13 protein-coding genes are annotated in these 13,507 nt (G+C 61.6%); 5 read left to right on the top strand and 8 right to left on the bottom strand.

Features of this window, described 5'->3' with window-relative positions; translation table 11 throughout:
- Positions 1–55 precede the first annotated feature (55 nt).
- The 3 genes from AC07NK_RS14240 to AC07NK_RS14250 all read right to left on the bottom strand — a co-directional run bounded on the left by AC07NK_RS14240 (position 56) and on the right by AC07NK_RS14250 (position 4,954).
- Positions 56–439 carry a hypothetical protein gene (locus tag AC07NK_RS14240; RefSeq protein ID WP_495171259.1) on the bottom strand — a complete coding sequence of 128 codons (384 nt, stop codon included), beginning with the start codon at positions 437–439 and terminating at the stop codon, positions 56–58.
- Positions 436–4,695 carry an RHS repeat domain-containing protein gene (locus AC07NK_RS14245; protein WP_495171260.1) on the bottom strand — a complete coding sequence of 1,420 codons (4,260 nt, stop codon included), beginning with the start codon at positions 4,693–4,695 and terminating at the stop codon, positions 436–438. The genes AC07NK_RS14240 and AC07NK_RS14245 overlap by 4 nt, the downstream gene beginning before the upstream one ends.
- A 64-nt stretch (positions 4,696–4,759) precedes the next feature.
- Positions 4,760–4,954 carry a hypothetical protein gene (locus tag AC07NK_RS14250; RefSeq protein WP_495171261.1) on the bottom strand — a complete coding sequence of 65 codons (195 nt, stop codon included), beginning with the start codon at positions 4,952–4,954 and terminating at the stop codon, positions 4,760–4,762.
- Between the two features lie 527 nt (positions 4,955–5,481).
- Here AC07NK_RS14250 and AC07NK_RS14255 point away from each other — a divergent pair.
- A complete protein-coding gene (locus tag AC07NK_RS14255) occupies positions 5,482–5,649 on the top strand; it encodes a hypothetical protein (protein ID WP_495171262.1) in 168 nt (55 codons plus the stop codon).
- 63 nt (positions 5,650–5,712) lie between these two features.
- Here the strand turns inward: AC07NK_RS14255 and AC07NK_RS14260 are convergent, their stop codons facing one another.
- Positions 5,713–7,008, bottom strand: a complete 1,296-nt coding sequence (locus AC07NK_RS14260; RefSeq protein ID WP_495171263.1) for an MFS transporter — start codon at positions 7,006–7,008, stop codon at positions 5,713–5,715.
- 155 nt (positions 7,009–7,163) lie between these two features.
- Here AC07NK_RS14260 and pgsA point away from each other — a divergent pair, with 155 nt between their 5' ends.
- The 3 genes from pgsA to AC07NK_RS14275 are packed head-to-tail and all read left to right on the top strand — an operon-like array spanning position 7,164 to position 8,418.
- Complete coding sequence (gene pgsA / locus AC07NK_RS14265; protein ID WP_495171264.1) at positions 7,164–7,718, top strand: CDP-diacylglycerol--glycerol-3-phosphate 3-phosphatidyltransferase; 555 nt, start codon at positions 7,164–7,166, stop codon at positions 7,716–7,718.
- Positions 7,718–7,969 carry a molybdopterin converting factor subunit 1 gene (moaD, locus tag AC07NK_RS14270; RefSeq protein WP_495171265.1) on the top strand — a complete coding sequence of 84 codons (252 nt, stop codon included), beginning with the start codon at positions 7,718–7,720 and terminating at the stop codon, positions 7,967–7,969. The genes pgsA and moaD overlap by 1 nt, the downstream gene beginning before the upstream one ends.
- Positions 7,966–8,418 (top strand): molybdenum cofactor biosynthesis protein MoaE, encoded by a 453-nt coding sequence (locus AC07NK_RS14275; RefSeq protein ID WP_495171266.1) that lies wholly within the window; start codon positions 7,966–7,968, stop codon positions 8,416–8,418. Before moaD ends, AC07NK_RS14275 begins: the two co-directional genes overlap by 4 nt.
- Here AC07NK_RS14275 and AC07NK_RS14280 read toward each other — a convergent pair.
- The gene (locus tag AC07NK_RS14280; protein WP_495171267.1) at positions 8,379–9,308 is read right to left on the bottom strand and encodes a hydrogen peroxide-inducible genes activator; all 930 of its coding nucleotides are present in this window, start codon (positions 9,306–9,308) and stop codon (positions 8,379–8,381) included. The two genes, AC07NK_RS14275 and AC07NK_RS14280, sit on opposite strands and share 40 nt — an antisense overlap.
- Before the next feature lie 103 nt (positions 9,309–9,411).
- Positions 9,412–10,155, bottom strand: coding sequence for an SDR family oxidoreductase (locus AC07NK_RS14285; RefSeq protein ID WP_495171268.1), 744 nt, complete (start codon positions 10,153–10,155; stop codon positions 9,412–9,414).
- A 98-nt stretch (positions 10,156–10,253) separates the two neighbouring features.
- Here AC07NK_RS14285 and AC07NK_RS14290 point away from each other — a divergent pair, with 98 nt between their 5' ends.
- Positions 10,254–11,156: an AraC family transcriptional regulator gene (locus AC07NK_RS14290; protein ID WP_495171269.1), complete on the top strand. Its 903-nt coding sequence runs from the start codon at positions 10,254–10,256 to the stop codon at positions 11,154–11,156.
- A 7-nt stretch (positions 11,157–11,163) separates the two neighbouring features.
- Here the strand turns inward: AC07NK_RS14290 and ahpF are convergent, their stop codons facing one another.
- Entirely contained in the window at positions 11,164–12,741 is a 1,578-nt protein-coding gene (ahpF, locus tag AC07NK_RS14295) for an alkyl hydroperoxide reductase subunit F (RefSeq protein WP_495171270.1), read from the bottom strand.
- Between the two features lie 113 nt (positions 12,742–12,854).
- On the bottom strand, positions 12,855–13,418 hold the full coding sequence (gene ahpC, locus AC07NK_RS14300; protein WP_495171271.1) for an alkyl hydroperoxide reductase subunit C: 564 nt from the start codon (positions 13,416–13,418) through the stop codon (positions 12,855–12,857).
- Positions 13,419–13,507: the final 89 nt, after the last annotated feature.

Genomic DNA, 13,507 nt, shown 5'->3' on the forward strand with positions numbered 1-13,507 from the left:
AGACAATGGCTTAACGGCATATCGGTGCCGTGCCTCTATCTTGCTATCGCTAAATTCAGCTCGACCCTCGAACTGAAGTTACAAATCTAGCCACGTCGATAGCCGTGTCGATCGGACCGAACGCCGCGACCTCCTGATGGGAGGGAGGTGACAGGTCGAGCTTCACAAGTACGTCGAGGATGAGGTCTTCATCTAGTTCCTCTTCCGCAATTCCAAACACCGAGCCAAGGTTGTCTTCCGGATAGGGAGTAAAGTTTTCGTGATATACCCAGTCTTGCAGCTTCAAATAAACAAGGTCTGCCGCATCTGGATCGCCACCCGACCGCGTTACGGAATCAACAAAATCAGAATGGCTTAGTGCAGGCCGACTCTTTGACAGAGCGCTTTGTCTCGCACTGAACGGGAACGCCAAAACTCTCTGAACGATGCCCGTTTTCATTGGTCATCGCTCGCGACGCAGATTCCGATGCTAACGGCATCATATGCCAGCAGTGCCCAGCCAACGATGGGAACTGCCCTACCTGCAAAACGAGCAGCTGATTTGGTCCCCGAGATAGCAAGTGCTCGACCCGTTCCCGGGCCTCCGACAACCGTTGGCAAACGAACCGGTAGCCGAGTCTTACCCAGCACCTTATTGGCCGCCATACCCGCTACCGAAGTGCCCCGTGAGCTTCCCTGTGTGACGAACCGTTTCGTCCCAGGAATGGGTTGCCCTACTGCCACAGCGGCTGCCTCGGCCAACTCGCCAAGGCCAAGTTGATCGCTGGTGCACTGGCCGAGTTTTTCGAGCGTCGAGGGCTCCTCCTTTTGTGGCGGAGGCGGGGGAGTGCCGCCCCGGCCTCCCCCTGGGCCGCTGCCGGGGTTTGTGGGGGCGGGCGCTCCTCTGGGCACACCACCGCCGCCGCCGCCCCGGGTCCCTATAGAGACGCCGTCATACCAATCGCCGCCTGCCGCAGCACAGGCTGCCTGGGCCGCATCGGTCGACACCCCGGCCTTGGCCCGCCAATACTGCCCCCTCCAGAAGCATACCGTTCCAAACGGATCGACGCCGTTCACCGGATCGCTGCCGACATAATTGTACCAGTTCATGCCGTCGTCATAGCCGATGGGATCGGCCTGCAGGAAACGGCCAAGGGTCGGCGAGTAGACGCGAGCCTTGTAGTGCCACATACCCAGTTCGGGCAGCCAGGTCTGGCCGGTATAGCCAAACCGCCCCGTATTCCCCGCGGCGGGGATGCCATATTCGTCATAGCTGTTGATCGCGATCACAGAATTGTAGCTGTCGGTGATGCTGACAACACTGCCGCGCTCGTCCGCCATCAGGAAGCGCCGCGTCGCATCGCTAATCGCGCTCCCTTCATACCAGACGATCGGGTTATCGAAACCAGGCCCGTGGACGTACCGCCGCTGCACTACGTTACTGCCATCATATTCCGCGACCATGTCTATGCCGTCATACGCGAACCGCGTGGTCAGCGACGACTTCGCCGTCTCATAGAGCCGGCCCAGCGGATCATAGGAAAGCGTCGCCGCGCCGGGCGCGGTCGTTAGCATGTTCTCTGACGAATAAGTGTAGCTGTTGCTCCCGTTGCTCGTCAGGTTTCCGCGCGCATCGAAGCCGAAAGCAGTTCCGCCCGCACTTGTGACCTGGTTCAGGCCATTGGCGGCATAGCCTCGATCGACATTATAATGCCCCTGCCAGGCATAAGCGCTATTGCTTTGAGTAACGCTGGTGATTTGCCCTGCCGGATTATAGGCGAAGCCCTGTGCAAGATCGTGAGTTGCGCCGCCCAGATCGTTGCCCAGCGATTCCAGACGCGACACAGCATCATACGCAAATGTCTGGATTGAGCCGTTGCCGAAGGTGACGCTCGTCTGCCGGCCAAGATCGTCATACGCATAGCTGGCCAGTACCCCAACGCCGCTCGTCGCCCCGTTCTCACGAATCTGCGTCACGTTGCTGGCGCTGTCGTAATCATAGCCGATCGTCAGGGCGCTGCCCGGATAGACCATGCTCGTCCGTCGCCCGGCCCCGTCATAGCCAAAGGCCGTCGTGCCCAGCGGTCCTGTTTGCGTCAGATTGCGGCCAAGAGCATCATGCGTGAAGCTCAACGCCTGCCCACCCTGCGTCACGCCTGTTCTGCGGCCAGCCAGATCATAGGCGTAGCTCGCATCGGGCTCCGCGCCGGGAAGGTCCTTCAACGTCAGCCGGTTCAGATTGTCGTAGCTATAGCCGATCGATGCCCCATCGCGCAGTCGCCGGCTCGTTACATTGCCACTCGCATCATAGCCCAACTGCTCATAGTCGGATGCATTGGCGGCGTTCGCGCCCTTGGTCGCCACCGGATACTCGGTCTTCACGAGCCGGTCGAAGCCGTCATATGTATAATTGGTGCGGTTATTCTCCGCATCCAGGACATAGTCGACCTGGCCATTGGTCGTATAGGCCGTCGTCGTTTCATCCGCTTGCTCGGCCGTCCCGACCGCGCTCTGCACCTTGGTAACCTGCCCGGCGGCGTCATAGGTCCGCTTGATGATCCGGTCAGCGCCGGCGCTGCCCGTCGTGCCCAATGTGCATGCGCCCGAAGGCAATGATCCAAACACTGCCGGATTCATCCGCCGCGCGACACATTCCAACCGCCCCTTGGCATCATAGCCATATTGCGTAACCGCCTGGCTCACACCGCCGGCGACAAGCACGTTGCGGGTCTTATAGTCGTTTGCGTCATAAGTGGTCGTCAGCGTCTCTGTGACGGTCATTGCCGCCAGAGCGGGGGCCAGGGTGCCATTGGCATGACCGACCTCGGTCTGGGTCAGTTTTCCGCCCGTATACACATAGCGCGTTGCGCTTCGCCTGCGCGGCCCGCTCCCGTCGGGGTCCGGGCCGATCACGCCCGTTAGCCGCTTGTCGGAATCCCAGAAATAGTGGCTGGTGTCATTTACCCCGGCCAGGGGACCATCGACGGTGATGACATTACCGGCGCTGTCATAACTGTAGTTCTCGGTCATCGAGATACTATTGTCGCCCGCCCGGGTCGTTACGCTCGTCGGCAAGAGGTTGAGACCGCCGCCAGTTGCCGCATAACTGATATCGACTCGTGTTTCGTTCGCGCCATTGACGCACGTCGCGCTAGTTGAGCACTCACTAACACTCGTGAGCTTCCACACCGGAGAATCAGCGTCAACCAACTGGCCGATAGCGTTTTTCTTCTTTGCGTAGAGCGAGGAGTATCCATAGTTGGTCTCTGCGCGCGCATGCCCCGCAGCCGCAGCAGGAAAGCGCACTTGAACCAACTCGCCGCTGGTGGCGCTGTAGCTATAGTCGGTTCGGTTCTGGCGCGCGTCTTCCGTCCATAGTGGCTTCATGCACGCCTTGAGCGTCTCGACCGAGCAATTGGTCACATAGCCCGCCGTCGTCACGATATCTGCCTGGCCCGATCCCGGCTTGGCCTTGCGTCGCGTTTCGGTCACGCGACCGATCGCGTCATGGGTCAAGACAAGCTGGTCACCTTCCGGGTAAATCGTTTTGTACAGCCGGCCTTGCGGGTCATACTCAAACGTCGTTGTCCGCCCGAGTGCATCGGTCTTCGCATCCAGTTTGGCCACGCCAGTCGTGATCACATAGGTTTCGACGATGTTATTGGGCTTGGCGATCGTAACCGTCAGCTGGGTGCCTTGCTGAGAGTAGGTGTAGGTATCGGTCACCCCGGCCTTCGTCACCTGATAGATCTTGCCGTCAGGATAGCGGGTAACGGTCAGATTCGGGTTGCCTGTGCCGTCATTGCTGACCTCGGCTACCCCGTTCAGACCCAAACGCGCGATGAACTCCGAGCTCGGTGAAGCGAAGACCTTCTGAACGAGCCCCTGATTGTTCGTCGTGGTTGTAATGTCGAGACTTGGCCAGGTCTGCGTCAGATTGCTGCATTGATCCGCCAGCGGGTCACAATAATCCTCGCTCAGATTGATCGCTGTGACTTTGACCAGCTTGTTGAAATCGGGGCTACCACTTTGCGTTGCATAACTTGTCTTGAGCATGCGCCCCGTGTTGGTGGTTATCGATTGCGGGCGCTGATAATTGGTGATTGAACAATTTGGGTTTGGGAACCCGAATGGAGGCAGCGGCTCGCAGTTAGTCTGCACTTCGGCAGTCCGATAGTGCCAGGTCAGCGTTTCGCCATTGGCGCGCGTGATCTTATCCAACCAGGAATACAAGCCTGTCGTGGTTGGAGTATTATGGAGGGCGCGCACATTCCCCGCAGCATTGGGCCTAAATTCGTACCTGTCACCATTAGGTGCTGTGTAGACAAAGCCCTGATTGCCGTCGCGGGTTAACGTCGCGCCATTGGCGAGCTCTGGCTGGAGCACATTATTTATGTCGGTCAAGAAGCGGAATGACTTCCCATCGACATAGACCACGGCCCCCGTAATCTCATCATCCAATACATAGGTCGAGAAGCTGTATTCGTTGACTTCGCCATTCCATACGTCAGTGAAGGTGGCGCCGCCCGACGCGATGGACTTGGACTGCCCCGCGATCGTACCCGTGGCCAGGTCCACGCCATTGTCATCGAGGATGGGCCGCGTAGGTGTCGGCGCATTCTGCGCCAGCGCAGGGGCAATCAGGCCGGATGCAAGTACCGTAGACGCAAGCAGGAGCTTCGCTCCGCCTATCATGGCGAGCTTAGAACGGGTCATACCATCCCCCAATTGACATGGAAACAGGTTAGGAGTCCGCCGCGCAGGCGGGCCAGAGAAGAGCTTAGGGCGGCGAGTTCGACGAGCCGGTGGTGTATGCTCTCGTCCGATTATCCGCCTTGTCGTGCTCATACTGCGTCGTGACGTTGCTGCTTACAGCGCCATTACGCACGACCTTCACGAGACGGCCTTTGGCATCATAGGTGTAAGTGACTGTTTCCTGCGCCGTAGCGCCGGTGCACATTGCAAGCAGGATCAAGGTTGCAAACGAAATTCGCATTGGCCCCCCTCTCAAACGCATCAACACGTTGATCGCGAACTCAGGAAATTACTAGAATCACCCGAATGGTCTGCAGAATAGACATGGCGCCAGAACAAAAACAATCATAAATTACAGGTTAACTTCATAACGTATTAGAACCACTCCTGATCACTTAGAATGTCGTATGGATATATTGGTAACGATACCAAGCGACAAAGATCGATAACGGATCAACACGAAGAGAAATTCTCGGAGCTCATATTATGTATGTTGGCGCTATAGTAATGAGCAACGCCTCTAGGACAATCGCAGGGTACGCCGAGGGTGAATGACCCACATATGCTGAACTGCTTTCCGGAGCGCCTTGGCACCGGCTCACGTTGGTCCAGCTAACAGAATGGTGTCGAGCATCGACGACCTTCTGCAACCGGTTTGTACACCACCTGAGCCTGTCCCCGATCAGGACAGGGGTTAACCACCCTTCGCGCGGGACAAAATCGTAAACGGCGCGTTAACTGTTGGACATGGAACGCCTGCAATATCTAGCCGAGTCAGAGCGCGGACATCCCTTCCGAACCGCGCTGCCCGCCGTTCGCCGGCGCGCGCGCAAGCGCGAGGACGAGAGCGATCTCAAGCTGTTTCTGCTGAGCTACGCGGCGTTCTTCGTCTGCTTCTACACCTTCTTCATCTGAACAAGGCGGCCTGCCGCGGAGGCTGCAGGCACGCAGGGTTCATCCGACGGTACTAGCCGGCAATCAATCGCAGGCGCGGTGGAGCTTCTGAGCGATCCACGCCGAGATCAGGCACATGCCCGCCACGACGAGCAGCATGTCCTCCGACGTGATTCCTGCCGCCGAGAGGGCGAGCACGAACAGCGAGCCGAACACCATGGCGCCGGCGTTGACGATGTTGTTCGCGGCGACGGTGCGCGCGGTCTGGTCCTTGGTCACCGTCGTCGTCAGGAAAGCGTAGAGCGGGACCACGAACATGCCGCCGGTGATCGCGACCGCGGTGAGAGTAACGATGACGATCCATGCCTGACGCTGAAGGATGAAGCTGGAGAAGTCGTAGAGAACACCCGGTGCGGCGGGTACCCAGAGCCGCACCTCGATCGAGAACAGCACGACGATCACCGCCATCGCGATGACCGAGATCGGTGAGTATTTCGCCGAGACCTTGCCCTTGAGCATCCCGTTGATGACTACCGAGCCGATTGCGACACCGACCGAAAAGACCGCGACGAGCAGCGACGAGACGCGCGCGTCGGCGGTGAGGACGTTCTTCACCAGCGGCGGGAAGATAATGATCAGCACAGATCCGATCGTCCAAAAGAAGCTGATCGCACAGATCGACAGGAACAGGCGCGGGATGTGCATCGTCGCGCCGACGAGCCGCCAGGAGGAGGTGAACGGATTGAAGTTGATCTTGAGCTTTGGTCCAACCCGCGGTGCAGACGGCACCATGCGGCCGGTGAACCAGCCGATGAGCGCGACCACCAGTACCAGCGCCGCGGCGATTCGCATGTCGTGGGCCACCCAGCCGGCGGTAACCGTGCCGAGCAGGATCGAAAGATAGGTCGCCGCTTCGACCATACCTGTACCACCCAGCACCTCCTCATCTTTCAGATGCTGAGGCAGGATCGCGTATTTGATCGGCCCGAAGAAGGTCGAATGCGCACCAAGGCCGAGCACGGCGCCGAGCATCATGCCAAGGCCAGTGAATGCGTATCCTGCCTGTGCCACCAACATCCCGGCGCCACCGAATAGCATCAGCCCGATCTCTGCTGTTTTCACCCAGCGGATGATCGATGCCTTGTCGGTGGTGTCCGCGAGCTGCCCGGCGAGCGCCGAGAGCATGAAAAAGGGTATCAGGCTGATCCCGGTCGCAAGCGCGTTGAACTGGAACTCGACCGCCGGATCGCTGAATATCTGATAGGTCGCGAACAGCACCATCGCGGTCTTGAACAGATTGTCGTTATAGGCCCCCAGAAATTGCGTGATGAAGAGGGGGAGAAACCGGCGCTCCTTGAGCAATCCGAGCGCGTTATGCATGCGTTGGCGGGCCTTCGTCCGTCTGAACTGGTCCACGGCATAGCCCCGCGGATGGTATGGCGGCAACCGCTAACGGCGCGAGATGACAGGCCGAAGTCCACACATGGCGTAATGCGGGGATGATTGCGCCCGCTTGGGGTGCTAGAGCCGGAACGATGCTGACGCTGCCCAATATCCTGACGCTGTCGCGAATCGTCACCGTGCCGCTGCTGGTCTTTTTCCTGTGGTGGCCCGAATGGCGTGCCGGCTATGCGATTGCCTTTGCGACCTACTGCCTGATGGGGATCACCGACTATTTCGACGGCTATCTCGCGCGATCGCGTGGGACGGTATCGAAACTGGGCGTCTTCCTCGATCCCATCGCCGACAAAATCATGGTCGCGGCGGTGATCCTGATCCTCTGTGCAAAGGGAATCATCGGCGATCTCCACGTGATTGCTGCGCTCGTCATCCTGCTACGCGAGATTGCGGTGTCGGGGCTGCGCGAGTTCCTGGGGAGTGCGCAGGTGTCGGTGCCGGTTTCGGCGCTGGCCAAGTGGAAGACTGCGTTGCAGTTGATGTCGCTTGGCGGACTGGTGCTGGCGGGCGCGTTGCCCGACTGGGGCTGGGTGTATGACGCGAGCCTGGCGATGCTATGGGCAGCAGCCGTGCTGACAGTGATCACAGGCTGGGACTATCTGCGCGTTGGCCTGAAGCACATGGATAGCTGATGCAGCTGCTCTACTTTGCCTGGGTTCGCGAGCGTATCGGTACCGGCGAGGAGACGGTGGAACCGCCTGAGGCGGTGCGGACGGTTGCAGATCTGGCGGAATGGCTGAAGGATCGCAGCCCGGGCCATGCCGATGCACTGGCCGACTTTTCGAAATTACGCGCCGCGGTCGATCACCGATTCGTACCGCTCGAGAGCGAACTGGACGCCGCAAAGGAAGTCGCTTTCTTTCCGCCGGTGACGGGCGGATGATTCGCGTTTCGGTCGATCATGCGCCGATCGACATCGGTACCGAACTGGCCGGGGTCGAGGAGACCGGGGCAGGGGCGGTGGCGAGCTTCACCGGCGTGGTCCGCGCCGACGACGGCGTAACGGCGATGGAGCTGGAGCATTATCCCGGCATGACCGAGGCGGTCCTGTGTGACCTTGCCGAGCAGGCTATGGCGCGCTGGGGTTTGTCATCCGCGGTGATCGTGCATCGCGTAGGGCCGATGGTGCCCGGCGACCGGGTAGTGCTGGTCGCGACCGCGGCGGTGCACCGGCGCGAAGCGCTCGAAGCCTGCGCCTTCCTGATCGATCGGCTCAAGATCGAGGCTCCCTTCTGGAAGCGCGAGACACGCGACGGACATCCGCGCTGGGTCGCTGCGCGCGCCGGTGACGTTCAGGCCGCCGCGCGCTGGGCCGACGGCAGTCCCGACTGAGCCAGCACCTCGGCGAGCAGGCGGAAATCACGTTCGCGTGGAGATGCCTTGCGCCAGACCAGTGCGATGCGGCGCGCAGGATTGTCGGCCTGTAATGGTCGGGCAGTGACATTGGTGTGGTCGAGGATTCCGGCATCGAGCGCCATTTCAGGCAGCATCGTCACGCCGAGACCATTGTCGACCATCTGCACCATCGTGTGGAGCGAAGTACCCAGCATCGTTGCCTCGGCACGCAACTCGGGTCGGTTGCAGGCGGCAAGCGCGTGGTCCTTCAGGCAATGACCGTCCTCGAGCAGCAGCAAGCGCGTCTCGTCGATCTCGCCAGCGGTGATGCTGTGGTGGTCGGGTTCGTACTCGCCCTCAGGAAAGGCGACGAACAGGCGATCCTCGAACAAAGGCGCGGTTTCGACATCGCCACAGGCATAGGGAAGCGCGAGTAACACGCAGTCGGTGCGACCGGTGTGGAGACTCTCGCACGCGGCGCCGCTTGGCTCTTCGCGCAGAAACAGTTTGAGGTCGGGATAGCCTTCGCGAAGGCGAGGCAGGATTCGGGGCAGGAGGAATGGCGCAATGGTGGGGATAACGCTCATTCGCATCTCGCCCGAGAGCGGCCGGCCCGCCGCGCGGGCGAGGTCGGCCAGCTCTTCAGCCTCGCGCAACACGCGGCGCGCCTTGTCGACGATGCGTTCACCCAGCGGCGTGAAGCGGACGACGCGGCGGGTGCGTTCGACCAGTACGACGCCGATCAGCGTCTCAAGCTCGCGCAGGCCAGCGGAAAGGGTGGACTGGGTGACGAAGCTTGCCTCCGCCGCTCGGCCGAAATGGCCGTGGTCCTTGAGCGCGACCAGATATTGAAGCTGCTTGAGCGTGGGGAGGTAGGTCTGCGCCATTGATCGTCCTGAACGATGAATGACGCAGATATAAGTGGCGTGAGCGATTGTAAAAGGCTGGAACGGCGCCGGATTCGAGAATTATGAACCCGGCGCCATGAACTTAGCGGGCGTTCGCCAGTGCGACGGAGTCCGGGCCCGCCGGAAAGCTGAGTTGGCCGCTCTCGTCATGCACCGCGCGCCACACGCCGTCGGCGACGTCGGCAGCGGTGGTCGTCGGCCCGGGTGTGGCGAATGCGCCGAGAATAGGCTCGGCGAAGGGGATATAGGGGGCAGGGATCGCTTCCTCGATCGTCACATCGGTGTTGTGGGTGAAGCGCGTGTCCGGGCCGTAGCCGGGCTGGACGAGTGCGACGCGCACGCCAAAGGCCTGAAGCTCATGCGCGAGCGAGCCGGTGAAGCCCTCGATCGCGGTCTTGCTGGCGGTGTAGATCGAGACCAGTGGCATCGGCGCCAGAGCCACGCTCGACGTCACATTGACGATGATGCCCGAGCCACGGGCGCGAAATGCGGGGATCACCGCCTGGGTCATCGCCATCACGCCGAAGGTGTTGGTCTCGAATATCTCGCGGGCCTTTGCCATGGTCGTCGCTTCGAGTGCGCCGATCAGGCCGATCCCGGCATTGTTGACCAGCACATCGATCGGACCGGCGACTTCCAGCGCGGCGGCGATGCTCTCGGGCTTTGTCACGTCGAGCGCCAGTATGCGCAGTCGGTCGGAAGCGGGCAGGGCATCCTCGCGTGGGGTACGCATCGTCGCGATGACGTTCCAGCCCATGGCGAGGAAATGGCGCGCGGTTTCGAGGCCGTAGCCGGACGAGCAGCCGGTGATGAGGATGGTCTTCATGATCGTCTTCCTTGCGATTGTCGGTGGCAAGGAAATGCCGGAAGTGTGTCGGACGATCTACGCTTGTTAATCCAAAATTCATTAGCTATCGTCCAGATATGACCGATCCTCTCTCTCAAGTGATCGCGCTGCTCCAACCGCGCGGGGTGTCGTCCAAGCTGATCAGCGGAGCGGGGCGCTGGGGGGTGCGCTACGGCGAGTATGGCGCACCCAGCTTCTGCACCGTGATCGAAGGCACGTGCCGGCTCGCGGTGGAGGGGCAGGCGCCGGTGACGTTGCAGGCGGGAGATTTCGTGCTCATGCCCGCGACGCCGGGGTTCGTGCTGTCGGGGTTCGAGCCGGTCATACCCAATTTCATCGATCCGAAAATACCGCCGCCGCCAGCCGAATGTGAAGTGCGCCACGGCGTTCAGGATGGCGAACCCGATGTGCGCCTGCTCGGCGGCTATTTCCTGTTCGGATCACCCGACACGTCGCTGCTTGTCTCGCTGATGCCGACGCTGGTCCATCTTCGCGACGCGGAGCGCCTGTCGTTGCTGGTGCGGCTGGTCGCGGAGGAAAGCGGATCGGATCAGCCGGGCCGGGACATGGTGCTGGAACGGCTGGTCGAGATCCTGCTGATCGAAGCCTTGCGGACCACGCAGCGCGACGGCGCACCACCGGGGCTGCTGCGTGGGCTCAACGATCACAAGCTGGCGGAGGCGATGCGCCGGATGCACGCCGATCCGGCGCGGCCGTGGACGGTCGAGCGACTCGCGCGCGACGTGGGCATGTCACGCTCGGCCCTTTTCGAGCGCTTCACCGGTGCGGTGGGTGTACCGCCGATGGAATATCTGCTGGCGTGGCGCATGGCGCTCGCCAAGGATCTGTTGCGCCGTCGTGACGTCCCGCTGGCCGAGGTGGCCGAGCGGGTCGGCTATGGCTCGGCGAGTACCTTCAGCACCGCGTTCAGCCGCCATGTCGGCCAGCCGCCCGGACGCTATGCCCGGGCGGCCGCCTGACACGGGATCAGGCCGCGGCAGCCTCGATCTCTTCCGCGGGAAGACGGATGAGATAGTCGAAGGCGGAGAGGGCAGCTGTCGAGCCGGCCCCCATCGCGATCACGATCTGCTTGTACGGCACGGTGGTCGCGTCACCCGCGGCGAAAATGCCGGGCTGGCTGGTTTCGCCGCGCGCATCGATCTCGATCTCGCCGCGCGGGGTGAGGGCGATCGAATCTTTGAGCCACTCGGTGTTGGGTACCAGACCGATCTGGACGAAGATGCCCTCCAGCTCGATGTCATGCTCTTCGCCCGAGTTGCGGTCCTTGTAGGTCAGGCCGGTCACCTTTTCCGCGCCACTGACGCGGGTGGTGAGCGCCGAGGTGATGATCTTGACGTTAGGCAGACTGGCGAGCTTGCGCTGGAGCACCGCGTCGGCACGCAGTTGGCTGTCATATTCGATCAGCGTGACATGTGCGACGATGCCGGCGAGGTCGATCGCCGCCTCGACCCCTGAATTGCCGCCGCCGATCACCGCGACGCGCTTGCCCTTGAACAGCGGGCCGTCGCAGTGCGGGCAATAGGCCACGCCCTTGTTGCGATACTCGTCCTCGCCGGGCACGCCCATCTGCCGCCAGCGGGCGCCGGTGGAGAGGATCACGGTCTTGGCCTTGAGCGTCGCGCCATTGGCCAGCACCACTTCGTGCAGCCCGCCTTCGACGCGCGACGGGATCAGCTTCTCGGCGCGCTGCAGGTTCATGATGTCGACGTCATTGTCTTTGACATGGCTTTCCAGCTGCGCGGCAAGCTTGGGGCCCTCGGTGTACGGAACCGAGATGAAGTTCTCGATGCCCATCGTGTCGAGCACCTGACCGCCGAACCGCTCGGCGGCGACGCCGACGCGAAGCCCCTTGCGCGCGGTGTAGATCGCCGAGGCCGCACCAGCAGGACCGCCGCCGACGATGAGCACCTCGAACGGCTCCTTCGCCTCCAGCTTGGCCGCAGCCTTGGCGTCGGCGCCGCTGTCGAGCTTCGCAACGATCTGCTCCAGCTCCATCCGGCCGGAGCCGAACGGCTCGCCGTTGAGGAAGACGGTGGGGACGGCGAGCACCTGACGCGCATCGACCTCAGCCTTGAACAGCGCGCCGTCGATCGCGACGTGGCTGACGTTCGGGTTGAGGACAGCCATCAGATTGAGCGCCTGCACCACATCCGGGCAGTTCTGGCACGACAGCGAGAAATAGGTTTCGAAGTGCAGTTCGCCTTCAAGGCCCTTGACCTGTTCGATCACGTCCTGCGCCGCCTTGGACGGGTGGCCGCCGACCTGGAGCAGGGCAAGGACGAGGCTGGTGAACTCATGCCCCATCGGAATGCCGGCGAAGCGCACGCCGATATCGGTGCCCGCACGGCGGATCATGAAGCTCGGCTTGCGTTTGTCGTCGGCGCGGACGAACGCGATCTTGCCGCTCAGGTCCGCGATTTCGGTCAGCAGGGTCTCGAGCTCGCGCGACTTGGCGTCGTCGCCCAGGCTGGCGACGAGCTCGATCGGCTCGCGGATATTCACCAGATAGCCTTCAAGCTGCTGCTTGAGATGTGCGTCGAGCATCGGAAACTCCTGAAACTGGAAACAATACGGCCCGGGGCAACGGGAAGTTTGCCCCGGGCCGCTTGGGCGCCCGCACAGGGGGAGGGGGACGGGCGCTTTAGTCGGTTTTCGGCTTAGATCTTGCCCACGAGGTCGAGCGAGGGAGCCAGCGTGCTCTCACCCTCTTCCCACTTGGCCGGGCAGACTTCGCCCGGGTGCGCCGCAACATACTGCGCCGCCTTGATCTTGCGCAGCAGTTCCTGTGCATTGCGGCCGACGCCTTCGCTGGTGATCTCGACGATCTGGATCACGCCTTCGGGATCGATCACGAAGGTGCCGCGGTCGGCAAGGCCCTGGCCTTCACGCAGCACGTCGAAGTTGGTCGAGAGCGCGTGGTTCTGATCGCCCAGCATGTAGTAGTTGATCTTGCCGATCGCGGGCGAGGTGTCGTGCCAAGCCTTGTGGCTGAAATGCGTGTCGGTCGAGACCGAATACACTTCGACGCCCATCTTCTGCAGGGTCGGGTAGACGTCGGCGAGGTCCTCGAGCTCGGTCGGGCAGACGAAGGTGAAGTCGGCCGGATAGAAGAAGAAGACGGCCCACTTGCCGCGCACGTCGGCGTCGGTGACGTCGACGAACTTGCCTTCCTTGAAGGCGGTCGCGGTGAACGGCTTGAGCGAGCTTCCGATGAGGGCCATGTTCTGGTTTCTCCGTTATGATGCAGTGCAACTTGTGCGACGCCGCATATAGGTTGCGCTGCAACGGAGATGAAACAGGAAGTCTCGCT

This window comes from Sphingomonas sp. GW821-FHT09B04, assembly GCF_059418285.1.

Bases quoted from the DNA above. Each gene is read 5' to 3' on its own strand.
- AC07NK_RS14240 (WP_495171259.1), bottom strand. From the start codon at position 439: ATGAAAACGGGCATCGTTCAGAGAGTTTTGGCGTTCCCGTTCAGTGCG.
- AC07NK_RS14245 (WP_495171260.1), bottom strand. From the start codon at position 4,695: ATGACCCGTTCTAAGCTCGCCATGATAGGCGGAGCGAAGCTCCTGCTT.
- AC07NK_RS14255 (WP_495171262.1), top strand. From the start codon at position 5,482: ATGGAACGCCTGCAATATCTAGCCGAGTCAGAGCGCGGACATCCCTTC.
- AC07NK_RS14260 (WP_495171263.1), bottom strand. From the start codon at position 7,008: ATGCATAACGCGCTCGGATTGCTCAAGGAGCGCCGGTTTCTCCCCCTC.
- pgsA (WP_495171264.1), top strand. From the start codon at position 7,164: ATGCTGACGCTGCCCAATATCCTGACGCTGTCGCGAATCGTCACCGTG.
- moaD (WP_495171265.1), top strand. From the start codon at position 7,718: ATGCAGCTGCTCTACTTTGCCTGGGTTCGCGAGCGTATCGGTACCGGC.
- AC07NK_RS14275 (WP_495171266.1), top strand. From the start codon at position 7,966: ATGATTCGCGTTTCGGTCGATCATGCGCCGATCGACATCGGTACCGAA.
- AC07NK_RS14280 (WP_495171267.1), bottom strand. From the start codon at position 9,308: ATGGCGCAGACCTACCTCCCCACGCTCAAGCAGCTTCAATATCTGGTC.
- AC07NK_RS14285 (WP_495171268.1), bottom strand. From the start codon at position 10,155: ATGAAGACCATCCTCATCACCGGCTGCTCGTCCGGCTACGGCCTCGAA.
- AC07NK_RS14290 (WP_495171269.1), top strand. From the start codon at position 10,254: ATGACCGATCCTCTCTCTCAAGTGATCGCGCTGCTCCAACCGCGCGGG.
- ahpF (WP_495171270.1), bottom strand. From the start codon at position 12,741: ATGCTCGACGCACATCTCAAGCAGCAGCTTGAAGGCTATCTGGTGAAT.
- ahpC (WP_495171271.1), bottom strand. From the start codon at position 13,418: ATGGCCCTCATCGGAAGCTCGCTCAAGCCGTTCACCGCGACCGCCTTC.